Origin of the sequence: Salipaludibacillus keqinensis (genome assembly GCF_003226325.1) — a bacterium.
Taxonomy (GTDB): Bacteria; Bacillota; Bacilli; order Bacillales; family Salisediminibacteriaceae; genus Salipaludibacillus; species Salipaludibacillus keqinensis.
The window spans coordinates 395,847-410,656 of the sequence record NZ_PDOD01000003.1 but is presented as its reverse complement, the minus strand read 5'-3'; the positions used below and the strand labels follow the sequence as shown (position 1 = coordinate 410,656).

The window sequence follows — 14,810 nt, the reverse complement described above, 5'->3', positions numbered from 1 at the left end:
TCGGGCTACAGAATCCCTCAAACCAGCTACAGAACCTTTCAAACTGGATACAACGGGTCCCGAAACGACTACAAAACATTTGCTGCCCAATACATAGAAAAAAAGCCGCACCTCTCTAACTACGAGAAGTGCGACTCTGCTGTTTTTATGCTCTTGTGTTCTCGTCACTCTGCGAAGAATCTTCTTGTTCGTTCTGATCGGAATTTTTCGAGGATAATTCTTCCGTAAGATCATCCACGCTGCGTTTCACGTTTCCTTTTCCTGAGAAGTTTTCTAACAGCTCGTTCACATCTAAACCAGAAGCTGCCTTCAAGTTTTCTGGAAGAGTAGCCATTAAGTCTGTCACGTAACCGGACATCTTTCCTGCTCCGCCAGAGTTTCCATCTTTGCCGCTACCGCCAGTGTCGACGACAGTCACTTTGTCTATGGCGCTAAGTGGTGCGGCGATTTCTTTCGCATAAGCTGGAAGCATTTCGAGGATCATGCTGAGTTTTGCAGCTTCACCGTAGTGATCGTATGCTTCAGCCAATTTCTTCTTCGCTTCTGCTTCTGCTTCACCCTTTTTAAGGATAACTTTTGCTTCCGCTTCACCTTTTTTAAATGTAACAGTTGCTTCTGCTTCCCCGCGGAAACGTTCTGCGTCTGCGTTCGCTTTTGCTTCAGCTTCAATTTGGTATTGAGACGCTTCTGCTGCGCGCATTTGTTGAACTTTCGATGCTTCTGCTCGCTGTTCTTGTTCATAACGGTCGGCGTCCGCTTTCTTACGTACTTCGGCGTCGTATTGCTTTTCACGACGAACAATTTCACGCTCTTCCAGTTCAATTTGTTTGTCTCGCTCAATGATCTGGATTTGCATTTGTTCTTGAGTCACTTGTTGCTTCGATTTCGCCGTCTGTAGGTCGTATGCCTGATCGGCTTCCGCACGAGCCTGATCTTGCTCACGGTTGTATTGGGCAATTTTCAGTTGCTTTTCTTTTTCGGAGTTGGCGATTTCTGTATCGCGAACCAGTTCTTGCGCCTTTGCTTCTTGTTCAGCACGGGCGTTTTCAATCCGTGCTTCTTTCTTACGCTCAGCTTCGGCGACCGCTGCGTTTCGCTTCACTTCGGCGATACGGGGCTTACCGAGGGAATCGAGGTATCCTTGAGCATCTGTGACTTCTTGAAGAGTAAACGATTTGATCTCAAGTCCCATCTTGTTAAAATCACGAGAGGCAACCGATTGGACTTCTTGGTTGAATCTCTCACGGTTATTGTTAATGTCCTCAACGCTCATAGACCCTAAGATCGAACGTAAGTGACCTCGAAGAACATCTTGCACTTCTTCTTCAAATTCGGCTGTTGCTTTTCCTAAGTATTGTTCTGCGGCTGTAGCGATCTCTTCCATCGTTGATCCAACCTTGATAATCGCCACACCATCGACGGATACAGGTACACCTTGCTCTGTGTAAGCTCCGCTCGTCCGTACATCCAGACTATAGTTAGATAAGCTAAATTTCGCGTACTGTTGGAACACCGGTACAACAAATGCCCCGCCCCCGCGGATAATCTTCATCTTTTTCCCATCTGAGTCCTCTGAGATGTTCTTCCCTTTTCCTAAATAACTACCTGTAACGATCAACGCTTCGTTCGGCCCTGATGTTTGGTAGCGAGTGAAGTAAACGCCTAGTAAAACAAGAAATACAAAGGCCACCACAATTGGTACAATAAAAATCGTTTCCATCCTGCCAACTCCTCTTTTCATTTCTAGTGGAAAACACCTGTCCCCACACTTTTATAACAAAAAAATCTTGAAACTCCTCTGAACGACTGAAATCACTCGTAATGCTTTGACACGAGGAAGACTCCTTCATCATCGATGTCGATGACGAGAATCTTCGTCCCTTCAGGTAATACTTCATGATCAAAACTCTTAGCCGCTTTGCTGACCGTGCCGTGCGTCCGTGAAATAATAATTTCGCCGAAGCCATTTTCAGGAATGGTTGTGAACACTTCCCCGACAGCTCCTTTTAATTCATTAATAGAATAGGACGTATTTTTCTCGGATCGCTTTACCGGAAGAATAATGAAGTAGTTCACTAAAACGATCACAATCGCTGAGACGACAAGGTTGATCAAAAGAATGATCCCACTTCCTATGAAAAATGCCATCGTTTCTAAGACGTATCCCAGTCCGCCAAGTAAGGTGATATAACCAATCACCGTTATCGGATTTAAGATGGCGTCTCCACCTATGTCCATTAACCCTTCAATCAATTCCCCTACAAATATGTACAAAACCGTCAAGACCACACCTGCAATGAGTAAGAACAAGTAAATGGATTCAATATCATACCCGAACAGCTCCATGTCGCTCACCTACTTTCTTTTCTTTAGTGATTGCTTCAGTTCAGCCAACTTCTCATCTACCGTTGATTTCAGCGACTGGCCTTTATCAAAACGGACTTCTTCAAGATCGTTCTGAGGAAGAACATGATCCTTTGCTATCTCCATTTCATGTACGGAGGAAGAAGGGTGCAGGTTTCGTTTTGATTGTAATTCGCTTTTTTTCTTTTGTAGTCTTTTGTAATCAAGCCTATGTTCATCAATGTGACGAAGTAATTCTTGCTTGTGTACTTGAGCCGACTCATATAATGAAACCATTTCCTCTATCCCTCTGTCAGCTTCTTCTTTTTTCAGCAGAGCCCGTCTCGCCGATTGATCATCATTCATTTCGAGAAACTGAATGGCATCCTGTTCGCGCTGGAGAGAATCTTTTTGCATCAACTCGATCCTTCTCTTTAAACGCTTCTCTGAGGCGATTTGCTTGTTCAGTGAGCCTTGCATATCCGCCAACTCACTATCCATGTCCCGTAGTAATTCATCAACCATCTCAACAAGATCACCAGAAGACTCGCTTTCTCCCTTCGACTCATCATCCGTAAAAAATCGTTTGAGCCTGCGAAACCATAAGATCATCCTTCTTCCTCCTTTCCTATCATGAAATAAGTACTCCTCTAAGTATACAGAAAACGGTGTACGAAATGGAAGAATGATGTAAAATCATTTAAAATATTCTTTGAAGGTAACATTACATTTAAAAACCTAACCCGCAGGCTAGGTTTCCCCAAAAAATTTATGAATCTAACGCTTGCTTTAAATCGCTGATTAAATCTTCTGCGTCTTCTATGCCAACCGAAATTCGTACGAGTCCATCGGTAATTCCTAGCTCAAGCCTGCGCTCACGAGGGATAGACGCGTGAGTCATTTCAGGCGGGAGACTAATTAAGCTTTCCACCGCTCCAAGACTTTCTGCGAGAGTGAAGTATTTCGTTTTCTGGAGTACGGCTTTCGCTCGTTCACCGCTTCCTACATCAAACGAGATCATCCCGCCAAATCCGCCAGCTTGGCTGCGATGCGTTTCGTGTCCTGGATGTTCTGTATCTCCGGGATAGTAGACCGTCAAAACATCTTTTCGCTCTTTTAAGAATTCAAAGATCGCTTGAGTCGTTTTTTCCGTTTGTTCCATCCGTAAGCCGAGTGTTTTCATTCCTCGAATCAATAACCAAGAGTCTTGTGGTCCAAGAATGCCACCGGTAGAGTTTTGAACGAAGTGAACTTCTTCCGCTAGTTTCTGATCGTTGACCACGACCAATCCCGCCACGACGTCACTATGACCTCCGAGATACTTCGTCGCGCTATGAATGACGATGTCGGCACCTAGTTCGATAGGATTTTGCCAATATGGTGTGCTAAATGTATTATCGACTATCAGCATGAGCTCGTTCGCCTCTGCCCATTGAGCCACTTGTTTAATATCCGTCACTTTAAGCAGTGGATTCGTTGGGGTTTCTACAAAAATAGCGACTGTATTTTCGAGAATTTCTTGTTCGATCTTTGTTTTATCACTCGTATCTACAAACGTCACGTCAATATTAAAGCGATTGAGTACTTTCGTGGCCAACCTGTAAGAACCGCCATAGACGTCATCGGTAAAAATAATGTGGTCTCCGCTTTTAAATAAACTGAATATCGCGGTCATAGCAGCCATGCCAGAACCGAATGCAAATCCTGCCTCGCCTCCTTCTAAATCACGTATAAGAGCTTCAAGTGCTTCGCGAGTAGGATTGCCTGTGCGGGAGTATTCATATTTGAAGTTGCCTACACCTTCTTGTTTATACGTACTTACTTGATAGATAGGTGTGGAAACCGCTCCTGTGTAAGGATCTCCAACCACGCCACCATGAATCAACTGTGTTTTTTTCTTCATCTATTGTTCCACTCCCTCATAAATTCCTTTACTTAAATAACGCTCACTACTGTCAGGAAAAACGGTGACGATATGAGCGCCTTTCCTGGCTGTCTCTGCTTCTCTCATCGCCGCAGCAAAGGCCGCTCCCGATGAACTTCCAACGAGTAGTCCTTCTTGTTTCGTTAATTGATCTACATAAGAAAAGGCCTCACCATCTGAAATGGTGTGAATCTCATCGAAATAGGCTGGGTCCATGTAAGAAGGTAAGAATTCCATCCCAATTCCCTCTGTGCGATGAGGACCTGGGTCGCCTCCATTTAATATGGACCCTTCTGGCTCGCAAATGACCGTTTTCACATCAGGAAGCTTCTCTTTCAAATAACGAGCGGCCCCCATGAATGTGCCTCCTGTGCCTGCACCAGCTACGAAGATGTCGATCCTTCCTTGTAAATCTCGTTCGATTTCAGGCCCTAACGTATGATAATACGTATCTGGATTGGCTTGATTTGCAAATTGACCTGGAGACCAACAATCTGACTTCCGATTCATGAGCTCTTTCATTTTCGCAATCGCACCCGTCATCCCGTCTTCCGTAGGAGTATTAACCACTTCGGCCCCGAGCGCTCGCATTAAGATTTGTTTCTCTTGGCTGAATTTCTTTGGAACGACGCATATGACATGAATGTCCGTCCCTACAGCTGCAAGAGCGAGCCCGATCCCAGTGTTTCCAGCTGTGGCCTCGATCACAGTTCCAGAAGAACTGATTTTTCCGTCACGAATCGCTTCACGAATAAGCGATTGCCCTAAGCGGTCTTTCACACTGCCGCCAGGATTGAAATATTCAAGTTTAGCAAAAATCCTCACCTTGTTCGGAATAGGTATATGCGTCAATTCAACTAATGGGGTATTTCCAATCAATGAATGAATTCCTTTATAGATCGTCATGGATCGTCTCCGTTTAACATTATTTAGCGAACATTTCTGTCCACTCAGTTTTTCTTCGCTAACATTCCTTTTTTCCTCGCATATTGAATGTGAAGCTGCTTTCTAAGTTCATCGTTTTAACCATTCTTATTACTCCATTACTATAGTTTAATGGCTTCAAGTATCCAAACGTATTGATTCAAGGACGAAAAGTTCACTTCAAACCCTTCATTTTCAAACATTCTTTTAAGCTTCGGAATGGTGGTGTAATATTCCGTTTGTAAATCTTCAGCTAAATGGACATAATGATTTTCTTCCGCTTTTCGAATCATTTGTTGATGGTGATGCTCGTCAACAAACATCGTGTCGGCAAAAACGACTTTTCCATCTTTTTCTAACAAACTGGCATATAACTGAACAGCTTTTCTTTTCTCATCATCTGTTAAATGATGAAAAGCGTAACTAGATACGAAGGCATCAATCGATTCACGATCGTCAGGGAATTGAAAAAAATCACCTGCTACGATCTTTGCTTCGGGCCATTTCTTTGCGGCTTGCCTTCTCATTTCTCTTGAAGGTTCTACTCCCGTCACGTCAGTCGTTCTTGCTAGGAGTAACGCCGTCAGATTTCCCGTCCCACTACCAAATTCAATGACTTTCCCGCTAACTTTATCAGCAACGCTCTTGAGAATGTCTGAATAGTTACGAAAAACTTCCCTATACTCGTCATTTTGCCCTTCAACAGTCGCGTCGTAAGAGTCAGCCCACTGGTCAAATAAATCTATAAATTCCGTTCCCAATTTCTTCACCTCTATGATTCATATAAAACACATTAGAATACTCGGTTTTATAATCGTTTAATCTCAGCATATTCACATCAGTGAGGGAATGGCACATTTTTTTTATTTCATTGGAGGAGTTTAAAAAATCGAATAGGGATAGTCATTACTGACTACCCCTCTCCTAGAACCACACAGGCGAGACTACGCTTGGGACTCCTTAAGTATCACTTCAGCCGCTTTTTTACCTGAGATAACCGCCCCTTCAGTTGTGGTGTGGTAAGGCTGCTTAGTATATTCTCCAGCTAGTGTTAACCCTTTGACAGGTGTTTTTTGTTCTGGCCTCATCCATTGGTGACCGGCACCGATATGGTAGCGTTCGTTTTCGTGTCTAAGGACTCTGTAGTCAGTCACAATCGGGTTCAAGTTCATTCCTAGTTTTTTTGCGTCCGCGATAACAGAATTATAAATCTCCTCATCATTCAGCCTTAACATTTTTTCAGCTTGATCCAGCACAACGGAAAGACGTCCGGGTAGGTGTTTAAAAGCGGTTCTTGACTGTTCAGCGAAAACAGGAAGAGTCGTCTGTGGACCAAACTTTATAAAATCGTCGGATAAAGCCGGTTTGGTTAACTCCAGCTGGACAGATACCGCTGATGAGGCGGGCATCTTTAGCATAGAAGAAAACCATTCATGGTCGCCTAAATGTTTTTTTAACAGACACTGAGCAGGGGTTATAGAAGTTGCAAGAATAATGTTGGAGGCTGTCAGTGTTCCCCCGCCCTTTACTCTGACGCCTTTCATTACCCCGTCTTCATAAATTAAGTTGTCCACACTTGTAGAAAGCCTGATCTCCCCGCCCCTTAATTTAACACCGTCTGCCAGTGGGTTGGCGATAATTTCCCCCATTGGAGCAGTATAAAATCCAACTTTTTTTGTCAGCGCGGGCATAATAATATCCAAGTATACTTTCATAGAATACTCTTCAGGAGACATGTAGAAAACGCCGGTAGTTGACGGAACAATTAAATAAGCATAAGCCCTGTCGGTCACTTTCAATTTCCTTGCGTAACTATGAACACTTATACGATCCAGTTCCTGCTTGTTAAAGAAATAATCTTTCATCGCTGAAAAAATAAAGGAAATAATAGAACGTTTATCTTTGCTGGTTAACTGATTCTTGTTACCTGCAACGCCTTTAAGAAAAATATGAGGAGCCTGCAAAGGTGCTGTTCCGAAAAGGGCTGTGCCTTTATTGTCAGGCAGGAGAACCTCCATATCCTTCTGCCACATAAAATGGTCCTCTATATTGACTCCGACCCGGCTTAAGATGTCTTTCATGTTTGTGAAAAAGCTGAAATGCTTATGCAAACCTGATTCCACTGTCATGCCATTCTCGTCCCATGAGGAACACCGTCCGCCTATATGATCTCTTTTTTCAATAACTAACGTCCGTTTACCTTTTTCGGATAGTTCAAGAGCAGCTGTCAAACCTGCTAACCCACCACCGATGACGATAACATCATAATCCACGGGAGTCCCTCCTTTCTGTGAAGAATAAAACAATCTATCTTTAGACTGCCACAGAATGAGTCGCTTCATGTGAAGATTGTTATGAAAATTAAAATCAAAAGGTGCAGAAGCATTAATTATGGGAACCTTACTTTTAGTATAGATAAGATGGATGCTTGTTTTCCCCTTTTCAGTAAGGTAAATTTGACTTACTTTTGAATGTTCCCCCCCTTCATCTTATCCCTTCCTTCTCACCCTTTATAAGAAAAAAAAAAAGAGAGGCTGAGCCTCTCTGATTCATTTACTTCTGTTTCACCAACACCATACTTCCTAAACGAGGAATCATTAGCTCACCTGAATAGGAATTACCAGTCGAATTTTCTGACCATTCTCCTTCTGGCAAAGAAATTTTATGGCTTTCTTCCACATCATGATTGAGCACGGCCAAATAGGTCTGATCTGACGATTCTCTCCATACAAGTTCGACTTTTTCAGGCGTCTCGCTAGAACGAACACCTGCCTCTTGAAAAATCGAAGTATAAAGCTTTCGAATCATAGCAGATTCTACGCCCGAGCCAATATAATAAACGGTGCCTTGTCCATAGTTGTTTTTGGTGATGGCAGCTTTATCTTGGAACCATGAATCTTCATAGGTAGCCAAGACGTCAGCCGTAGTTGTTTCAATATAATCGGACCATACTTCTCCATCTGAAGAGAGTCCTTCAAGTACACCCGCTTGACCGTTAACGTGGCTTGATTTATCCGCTCGTAACGATTCGTATTCAGGCACTTCGATCCCGCACATTTCAGCTAAATCCCCAGGTAGTGTTTCCTCCGTCACAACATTATCCTCATCTTTCACGCCTGTGCGATAGCTAAAAACAACCGTTCCCCCGTTTTTAACATAGTCTTTCAATTGATCATTGAATCGCTTTTTTGTTAAAAAGTAAATGGGAACGACGACGACTTTATACCGACTTAGATCCTCATCATCGCGAATGATGTTTGCTTGCGTATTGAGTGAATGAGCTGGCTCATAGAAGCGCAAGTACTCCTTCACATATTCAAATTGATCCGAGTGAGGCTGAATTTGCCACGCCCATTCGTTCTCAGGATCATGATAAAAAGCCACATCTGCTTTGTAGTCAGACGCAATCCACTCATCGGCAAACCCTGATAACGAGTCAATGACCTCTTTTACTTCGTCGTACTTCCTGCGAGGCTTTCCGTCATGATCGAGAATACCGTGGCAGAATTGCTCTGTACCATAGCGGGCTGCTCGCCAACGGAAGTAAACAATCGCTTCTGCTCCGCGAGAAATCGCTTGGTAAGTCCATAATTTTAAATGGCCCGGTCTTGGATTGTAGCCAATTTGACTCCACCCTTGAGCGCCTGACAGTTCTTCCATCACCCAGTATCCTTTTCCGTTCTTCGTACCGCGGCAAAGGTCATGCTGCCGGGCAATCGCTGCGGGAGAAATAGGGTCGGCCAATCCTCCCCAGACGGGATAATTATCAAATGAAATAAAATCCAGGTCTTTAGCCATTTCCTTTTGATCTTGCGCGAGACCTGTATAAACGAAATTATGCGTAATAAACTGACGCTCAGGAATGAATGTCCTCAACACTTCTACTTGCATTCGGTTATACCGATTATACATTTCGGCGCAAAAACGGTCGAAATCAAGTAAAAGACTGGGATTGTGCTCTTGATAAACCTTTCGTGGGACTGGAATTTGACTCCAACGCGTATACGTTTGGCTCCAAAAGACCGTTCCCCATCGCTCGTTTAGAGCATCAAGGCTATCGTATTTTTCTTTGAGCCAGCTTTGAAAGGCCGTTTGATCTATGTCACCATAGCTCCGGTCCGATTTTTCATGACCATACTCGTTATCTACTTGCCATCCGATCACAGCAGGGTGCTGGCCATACCGTTTCGCCATTTCCGTCACAATCCGTTTGGAAAGCAGTTGGTAGACTTCACTATTCACCGTGTAATGTCGGCGAGCTCCGAAACTAATGACATGGCCATGGTCGTCGACAGGCAGAACTTCTGGGTATTTTTCAATGAGCCATGCTGGTGGTGTTGCCGTTGGCGTGCCTAATACGACGTCGAATCCGTATGAATGCATTCGCTTAATGGCTTCGTCGTAAAGAGTGAAATCAAATGTCCCTTCTTCTGGTTCCATGAGACTCCACCCGAATTCAGCGATTCGTATGACATTTATTCCTAATTCCTTCATCATTTGAAGGTCCGTTTCCCATCTCTCCCGAGGCCATTGCTCCGGGTAATAATCTACTCCAATATACATAGACGATCGCTCCTTTTTAATGTGCTGAAATTATTGACTGATCATTGTACCCCATATTTATCGGTAATCTTTCTTCATTAAGTATACTTGTTATTACAGCACTTTGTAAAATTAATTTATTAAGTTTTTGCAAATAGAAAAGTGAGTCAATCATTGGGGGAATGATTGACCCACTTACTACTAATTTATCGGAATGAGTCATGGTTAATTAACTTTTCTGCTCTACCAATAATTCATTGATCGTAACCATTTTCCTTTTTCGATTTTCAAAGGTTGCAAGCTCCGTGACACCTACTTGTTTTAATTCATGCAGAGCCTCATGCCATCCGAAACAAAGTTCGTCTGGCGTGTGAGCATCTGATCCGAACGTAAAGGGTACCCCTCTAACATGAAGCATCTTAATAAATTCTGGAGAAGGAAAAATGACGCCACATTTTCTGATCCCTGATGTATTTAATTCCACCGCTATGTCATTCTTTGCAATGACGTCTGCTGTTTCTTCCATGAGTTTTGTCATGTTAGATGAAGGGGTGTGTCCTAATCCTTTTACGGCATCAATATGACCTAACACATCAAACATTCGGCTATTTGCTGCTTTTTGAACTAATTTGAAGTACTCACGGAAAATTTCTTCCGCTTTGGCTTGGGGCGATCTCCATCGTTCAGGGTTAAAGACATGGTATCCTCCGAAATAATGGACAGAACCTATGATGTAGTCGAATGAATATTGATCATATAATTCCTTGTAAAAGGTCTCCCATCCTTCGAAGTAATCTGATTCAACGCCTAAACGGATATCAATGATTCCTTCATATTCTTTTTTTAGATCAAACATTTCCTTGAAATAATGAGGAAACTCTGATTTCGCCATCGTCATTCCTGGATTAAAATGATCTTCTTCATACGTATACAAAGGGCTATGATCTGAGATTCCTAACTGATCGATATTTTTTTCAATCGCTTTCTCAATCACATCTCTGATGGAACCGGTTGCATGACCACATCTATCATGGTGGGTGTGATAATCAATTATCATAAAATCATCCTTTTAACTTGCTTTTGAATTTTTTGTTTCTTCTTTAGAAGCTGCCAACTCTTCAATTACATTACCGAGTCTCGCCATACCAATAGCAATCAAGACTGTGGCAATCACTACGGTATAAAATCCTGCGGCAATCCCAATTCCTACTCCGCCTACGAACAGGACCATTGCAGCTGAAGTTAATCCTTTCACATTTAACCCGTCTTTTAAAATCACACCTGCTCCAAGAAAGCCTAATCCGCTTACAAGCTGAGCAGCTAGTCGCATAGGATCCATCATCACATTGTTAGATCCTGTGGAATAGACCTCTACACTGTAAATCGATATCAACGTAATAAGGCAACAAGAAATACAAACATACATGTGCGTTTTAATTCCTGCTGGCTTGCTTTTTGAAGAGCGATCCCACCCAATCATAAATCCTAGGAACGCACTGAGTCCTACCTTGAATATCATCATGATAAAGGGAGCGATATGATAGAGATAAAGTGATTCTAATGCCTCCATATCAAACTCCCTCCTTTTTACACACTGTTAATTTAACGCTTGAGCTGAAGCGGCATTCGCTCGTTTTTTCATATATTCTGAAAGAACTTCTGCACTCATTACCATCCCGAAGATGACAATTGTAACCATGAGTGCTTCATCGTATCGACTCATTTGAGCGGCTTTCATTAGTTCCCAACCGATTCCACCGGCCCCAACGACTCCTAAGATGGCCGAGTAACGGATATTCACATCTAATCTGAATAAAGACCAAGCCGTAAATGCCTTCATAACTGATGGGAAGACACCTTGGAGAATCACCTGCACTTTGGAAGCTCCAGCAGATTCAAGGGCTTCAACAATTCCCATATCAATTTCCTCTAACGCTTCACCGTAAACTTTCACCAGCATTCCGATACTATTAATTGCTAAGGCTAAGATCCCCGGTGTTGGCCCTAATCCAACGGCTACGATAAAGAGAAGTGCCCAGATCAGTGCAGGTACTGCTCTGACAAATCCAGCAAACCCTTTAATGGCATAACCTAAATAGGGAGAAATAGTTAAGTTTTTCGCTGCAAGAACAGCTAAAAATAATGAAATAATGACTCCTAAAATGGTACCTAAGATCGCTACTTGAATCGACTCAATCGCCGCCGTAAACAAACTCACAGGTTCATTCGTTACAGGAGGAAACATGTTCCCGAAAATGTAGCCCAGCCTTTCAATGCTTCGGACAATCCTTTCAGGGACAATATTTAGTTGAAGCATGCTGAAGATAAAGAAAGCGAATGCCAAAAATGTAAAAATCGAATTTTGGACTTTCTTTTGCTGCCGATAAGTTTCTTTGTTCTTAATCATATAATTCGCTCCCTTATCTTAGCCGTCATATATTCTACCATTAAAATTAGGGCGAAAATCATTAATATTGCCGTAGCTGCTTCCTTATATTGAAATAAATTGATGGACCCTTGTAAGTAATACCCAAGTCCACCTGCACCTACCAGCCCTAAAATAGCCGCTTCACGAATATTCATATCAAGTTTATATAATGACCAGGAAACAAACCCTGCTTTGAATTGAGGCCAGACGGCTTGCCCGATGACTTGAAACCAGTTCGCTCCAGTTGCACGCACTCCTTCTAATTGAGCACCATCAATACTTTCTAACACTTCAGCGTAGGCTTTCCCTAAAATCCCAATTCCAGATAGACCGATGGCGATTGTCCCTGTTAATGGACCAAGACCAATACCTGAAACTAAAATAATCGCCCAAACGACCGCAGGAACTGAACGAAGAAATGCTGTGACCGCCCTGCTAACTCTGGCAATCGTCCAGTGAGGAGTTAAATTATCTGCAGCTAACACGCCTAAAACCAACGATACAACCACAGATATCACCATTCCAACGTAACTCATATATAACGTATCAAGAGCTGGGCCAATCAATTGACCAATCACGGTTAAGTCCGGCGGGAACATATCTGTAAAGATGAAAACGAGAATTTCATATGTGCCGAAAAAGAGACTTAACAAATTAAATCCTGTACCCCAAATGGACCATATAGCTAAAAGTAATATAATGGCAGTGATAAATCCTTGGCTTTTTAGCATAATTTTACGTCTTCGTTTGTACTCACTGTACTTTGAAGGTTTCGTAGCCGAAAGTCCTTTTTCTCCTTGGTTCGAGATATTTAGTGCTTCTTGCTTCATACTGGCATCGCCTCTTTGCCTTTGGCGTAAATTGATTGAATGACGTCATCACTCAGTTCTTTTACCGGCCCGTCAAAATAGATTTCTCCGTTTTTAATTCCAACGATCCGATCGGCATATTCTTTTGCGAAATCTACTTGGTGAAGGTTGACGATCGTCGTAAATCCTTCTTCTTGGCAAGCTTTTTGCAAATAATCCATGACGACACGTGAGGAGTTAGGATCAAGACTGGCGATAGGTTCATCAGCTAAAATAATACTTGGAGATTGATTGATCGCCCTAGCAATCGCTACTCGTTGCTGTTGTCCTCCACTTAATTCATCAGCCCGCTTAAACGCCTGATCTTCAAGTCCTACTCTTTCGAGGATGGATAACGCTTCTTCTACTTCTTCTTGATTAAAAAGTCCGAGCGCGCCTTTCCAAGTCGACATATATCCTAGCTTTCCATGAAGAACATTTCGAACTGTGGGAAGTCGTTTCACTAAATTAAACCCTTGAAAAATCATCCCGATGTTTCGGCGCATTTTTCTCAATTTTGCCCGGTTCGCTTTGACGATGTCCTCTCCGTGGAAAATAATCTCTCCACTCGTCGGTTCACTCAGGCGGTTGATAGAGCGGAGGAAAGTACTTTTCCCCGCTCCACTAGGCCCAATTATGACAATAAACTCTCCTCGTTTAATAGAAAGGTTAATATTCTTCAATGCTTCTGTTCCGTCTGGATAGGTCTTCTTCAATTGTCTAATCTCAAGAATCGTTTCCATCATAGTCAAGCCTTCCTTTCGCCCTGCTGATTAATTTAGTAGTTCTTCAGGTGACATGCCTAGTGCTTCAGCTGTTTCTCTCATAATGTCAAAATCACTGTCATCGACTTCAATCCAGCCAGCTTGGAAGTTTGCTGCCTCTAAAAATTCTTGTAACTCTTCCTGTTCCGCCATATCAGCAAAAGCCTGTTGCAATTCTTCTTTCAAGCTTTCCGGCAAATCCGCAAGGTAAGCATCTGGTCCCCTTGGAATATCTCCCGTAGTTGAAACAATCTTAATGTTGTCATACTCGGGATGGTCTCCATGCGTGTCTTCAAGGTTACCAATAATAAAGTCTGCTACTCCCGCTGCATCGACGTCGCCGTTTAATACAGAGATGAAAGCTGAGTCATGCCCACCTGCAAATACAACGTTCCCAAACATTTCATCAACTTCATCATTTGTAATTCCTAATTCATTGATTAAGTGAGCTTTAGGAAAAAGATGTCCTGATGCGGATGTCGGATCCACCCATGCAAAATCTTTTCCTTCTAGATCTTCTAAAGTTTCAATTCCCGAGTCTTCTAACGTAATAATAATGGAATTATAAGCGGCATCTTCCAAGTCATTAATCCCCATAGCGAAAGCTTCTGCCCCTGCCCTTTCATGAGCTAGCGTGTATGCAAACGGACCAAAGTGAGCTTGATGAACGTGTCCTCCTCGCATAGCTTCAATCATGGCCGTGTAGTCTGTTCCATGGAAGAATTCAACCGGAATGCCAAGTCGTTCTTCTAGAAATTCTCTCATTGGATCCCATCTGCTTTCTAAAACGGATGGGTCTTCACCAGGCACCAAACCGTAAACAAATTCATCTGGCCAATCCTCTCTATCATCTGTGGCTTCTTCTTCCTCTTCTGACGCCCCATTATTATTATTCCCATCGTCTGCATTTGCTGTGTCACTTTCATCATTTTCCCCACAAGCTGCTAGTACCACTGTAAGTGCAACTGCCGTTGTAACCCCTGTCAATAACTTCTTTAATCTCTTCATGATAAGCCTCCTTTAATTTTAAAAACAAA

14 protein-coding genes are annotated in these 14,810 nt (G+C 42.7%); all 14 read right to left on the bottom strand.

From position 1 onward, the window contains the following. Positions 1 to 145: 145 nt before the first annotated feature. The 14 genes from CR194_RS14090 to CR194_RS14025 all read right to left on the bottom strand — a co-directional run bounded on the left by CR194_RS14090 (position 146) and on the right by CR194_RS14025 (position 14,781). Positions 146 to 1,720 (bottom strand): flotillin family protein, encoded by a 1,575-nt coding sequence (locus CR194_RS14090; RefSeq protein ID WP_110610319.1) that lies wholly within the window; start codon positions 1,718 to 1,720, stop codon positions 146 to 148. A gap of 92 nt (positions 1,721 to 1,812) precedes the next feature. Beyond that, a complete protein-coding gene (locus CR194_RS14085; RefSeq protein ID WP_146035960.1) occupies positions 1,813 to 2,355 on the bottom strand; it encodes a hypothetical protein in 543 nt (180 codons plus the stop codon). Further along, on the bottom strand, positions 2,356 to 2,955 hold the full coding sequence (locus tag CR194_RS14080) for a PspA/IM30 family protein (RefSeq protein WP_110610317.1): 600 nt from the start codon (positions 2,953 to 2,955) through the stop codon (positions 2,356 to 2,358). 157 nt (positions 2,956 to 3,112) lie between these two features. Next, positions 3,113 to 4,246 (bottom strand): bifunctional cystathionine gamma-lyase/homocysteine desulfhydrase, encoded by a 1,134-nt coding sequence (locus CR194_RS14075; protein WP_110610316.1) that lies wholly within the window; start codon positions 4,244 to 4,246, stop codon positions 3,113 to 3,115. After that, positions 4,247 to 5,173, bottom strand: coding sequence for a PLP-dependent cysteine synthase family protein (locus CR194_RS14070; protein ID WP_110610315.1), 927 nt, complete (start codon positions 5,171 to 5,173; stop codon positions 4,247 to 4,249). It lies immediately after the preceding gene. Positions 5,174 to 5,313: 140 nt separating this feature from the next. After that, on the bottom strand, positions 5,314 to 5,952 hold the full coding sequence (locus tag CR194_RS14065) for a class I SAM-dependent DNA methyltransferase (protein WP_110610314.1): 639 nt from the start codon (positions 5,950 to 5,952) through the stop codon (positions 5,314 to 5,316). Between the two features lie 183 nt (positions 5,953 to 6,135). Beyond that, positions 6,136 to 7,464 carry a hydroxysqualene dehydroxylase gene (locus tag CR194_RS14060; RefSeq protein WP_158282278.1) on the bottom strand — a complete coding sequence of 443 codons (1,329 nt, stop codon included), beginning with the start codon at positions 7,462 to 7,464 and terminating at the stop codon, positions 6,136 to 6,138. 280 nt (positions 7,465 to 7,744) lie between these two features. Then, entirely contained in the window at positions 7,745 to 9,754 is a 2,010-nt protein-coding gene (locus CR194_RS14055) for a beta-galactosidase (RefSeq protein ID WP_110610312.1), read from the bottom strand. A gap of 208 nt (positions 9,755 to 9,962) precedes the next feature. Next, positions 9,963 to 10,790, bottom strand: coding sequence for a histidinol-phosphatase HisJ family protein (locus CR194_RS14050; protein WP_110610311.1), 828 nt, complete (start codon positions 10,788 to 10,790; stop codon positions 9,963 to 9,965). Positions 10,791 to 10,802: 12 nt separating this feature from the next. Continuing rightward, on the bottom strand, positions 10,803 to 11,303 hold the full coding sequence (locus tag CR194_RS14045; RefSeq protein ID WP_110610310.1) for an MgtC/SapB family protein: 501 nt from the start codon (positions 11,301 to 11,303) through the stop codon (positions 10,803 to 10,805). Positions 11,304 to 11,330: 27 nt separating this feature from the next. Beyond that, on the bottom strand, positions 11,331 to 12,140 hold the full coding sequence (phnE, locus tag CR194_RS14040) for a phosphonate ABC transporter, permease protein PhnE (protein ID WP_110610309.1): 810 nt from the start codon (positions 12,138 to 12,140) through the stop codon (positions 11,331 to 11,333). Next, positions 12,137 to 12,991 (bottom strand): phosphonate ABC transporter, permease protein PhnE, encoded by an 855-nt coding sequence (phnE, locus tag CR194_RS14035; protein WP_110610308.1) that lies wholly within the window; start codon positions 12,989 to 12,991, stop codon positions 12,137 to 12,139. The genes phnE (CR194_RS14040) and phnE (CR194_RS14035) overlap by 4 nt, the downstream gene beginning before the upstream one ends. Further along, a complete protein-coding gene (gene phnC, locus CR194_RS14030; RefSeq protein ID WP_110610307.1) occupies positions 12,988 to 13,755 on the bottom strand; it encodes a phosphonate ABC transporter ATP-binding protein in 768 nt (255 codons plus the stop codon). Before phnC ends, phnE (CR194_RS14035) begins: the two co-directional genes overlap by 4 nt. A 27-nt stretch (positions 13,756 to 13,782) precedes the next feature. Then, positions 13,783 to 14,781: a phosphate/phosphite/phosphonate ABC transporter substrate-binding protein gene (locus CR194_RS14025; protein WP_110610306.1), complete on the bottom strand. Its 999-nt coding sequence runs from the start codon at positions 14,779 to 14,781 to the stop codon at positions 13,783 to 13,785. Positions 14,782 to 14,810 lie beyond the last annotated feature (29 nt).

What these genes read in the sequence shown, in the direction of transcription:
- CR194_RS14090 (WP_110610319.1), bottom strand. Translation starts at nt 1,720, where the DNA reads ATGGAAACGATTTTTATTGTACCAATTGTGGTGGCCTTTGTATTTCTT.
- CR194_RS14080 (WP_110610317.1), bottom strand. Translation starts at nt 2,955, where the DNA reads ATGATCTTATGGTTTCGCAGGCTCAAACGATTTTTTACGGATGATGAG.
- CR194_RS14075 (WP_110610316.1), bottom strand. Translation starts at nt 4,246, where the DNA reads ATGAAGAAAAAAACACAGTTGATTCATGGTGGCGTGGTTGGAGATCCT.
- CR194_RS14070 (WP_110610315.1), bottom strand. Translation starts at nt 5,173, where the DNA reads ATGACGATCTATAAAGGAATTCATTCATTGATTGGAAATACCCCATTA.
- CR194_RS14055 (WP_110610312.1), bottom strand. Translation starts at nt 9,754, where the DNA reads ATGTATATTGGAGTAGATTATTACCCGGAGCAATGGCCTCGGGAGAGA.
- CR194_RS14050 (WP_110610311.1), bottom strand. Translation starts at nt 10,790, where the DNA reads ATGATAATTGATTATCACACCCACCATGATAGATGTGGTCATGCAACC.
- CR194_RS14045 (WP_110610310.1), bottom strand. Translation starts at nt 11,303, where the DNA reads ATGGAGGCATTAGAATCACTTTATCTCTATCATATCGCTCCCTTTATC.
- phnE (WP_110610309.1), bottom strand. Translation starts at nt 12,140, where the DNA reads ATGATTAAGAACAAAGAAACTTATCGGCAGCAAAAGAAAGTCCAAAAT.
- phnE (WP_110610308.1), bottom strand. Translation starts at nt 12,991, where the DNA reads ATGAAGCAAGAAGCACTAAATATCTCGAACCAAGGAGAAAAAGGACTT.
- phnC (WP_110610307.1), bottom strand. Translation starts at nt 13,755, where the DNA reads ATGATGGAAACGATTCTTGAGATTAGACAATTGAAGAAGACCTATCCA.
- CR194_RS14025 (WP_110610306.1), bottom strand. Translation starts at nt 14,781, where the DNA reads ATGAAGAGATTAAAGAAGTTATTGACAGGGGTTACAACGGCAGTTGCA.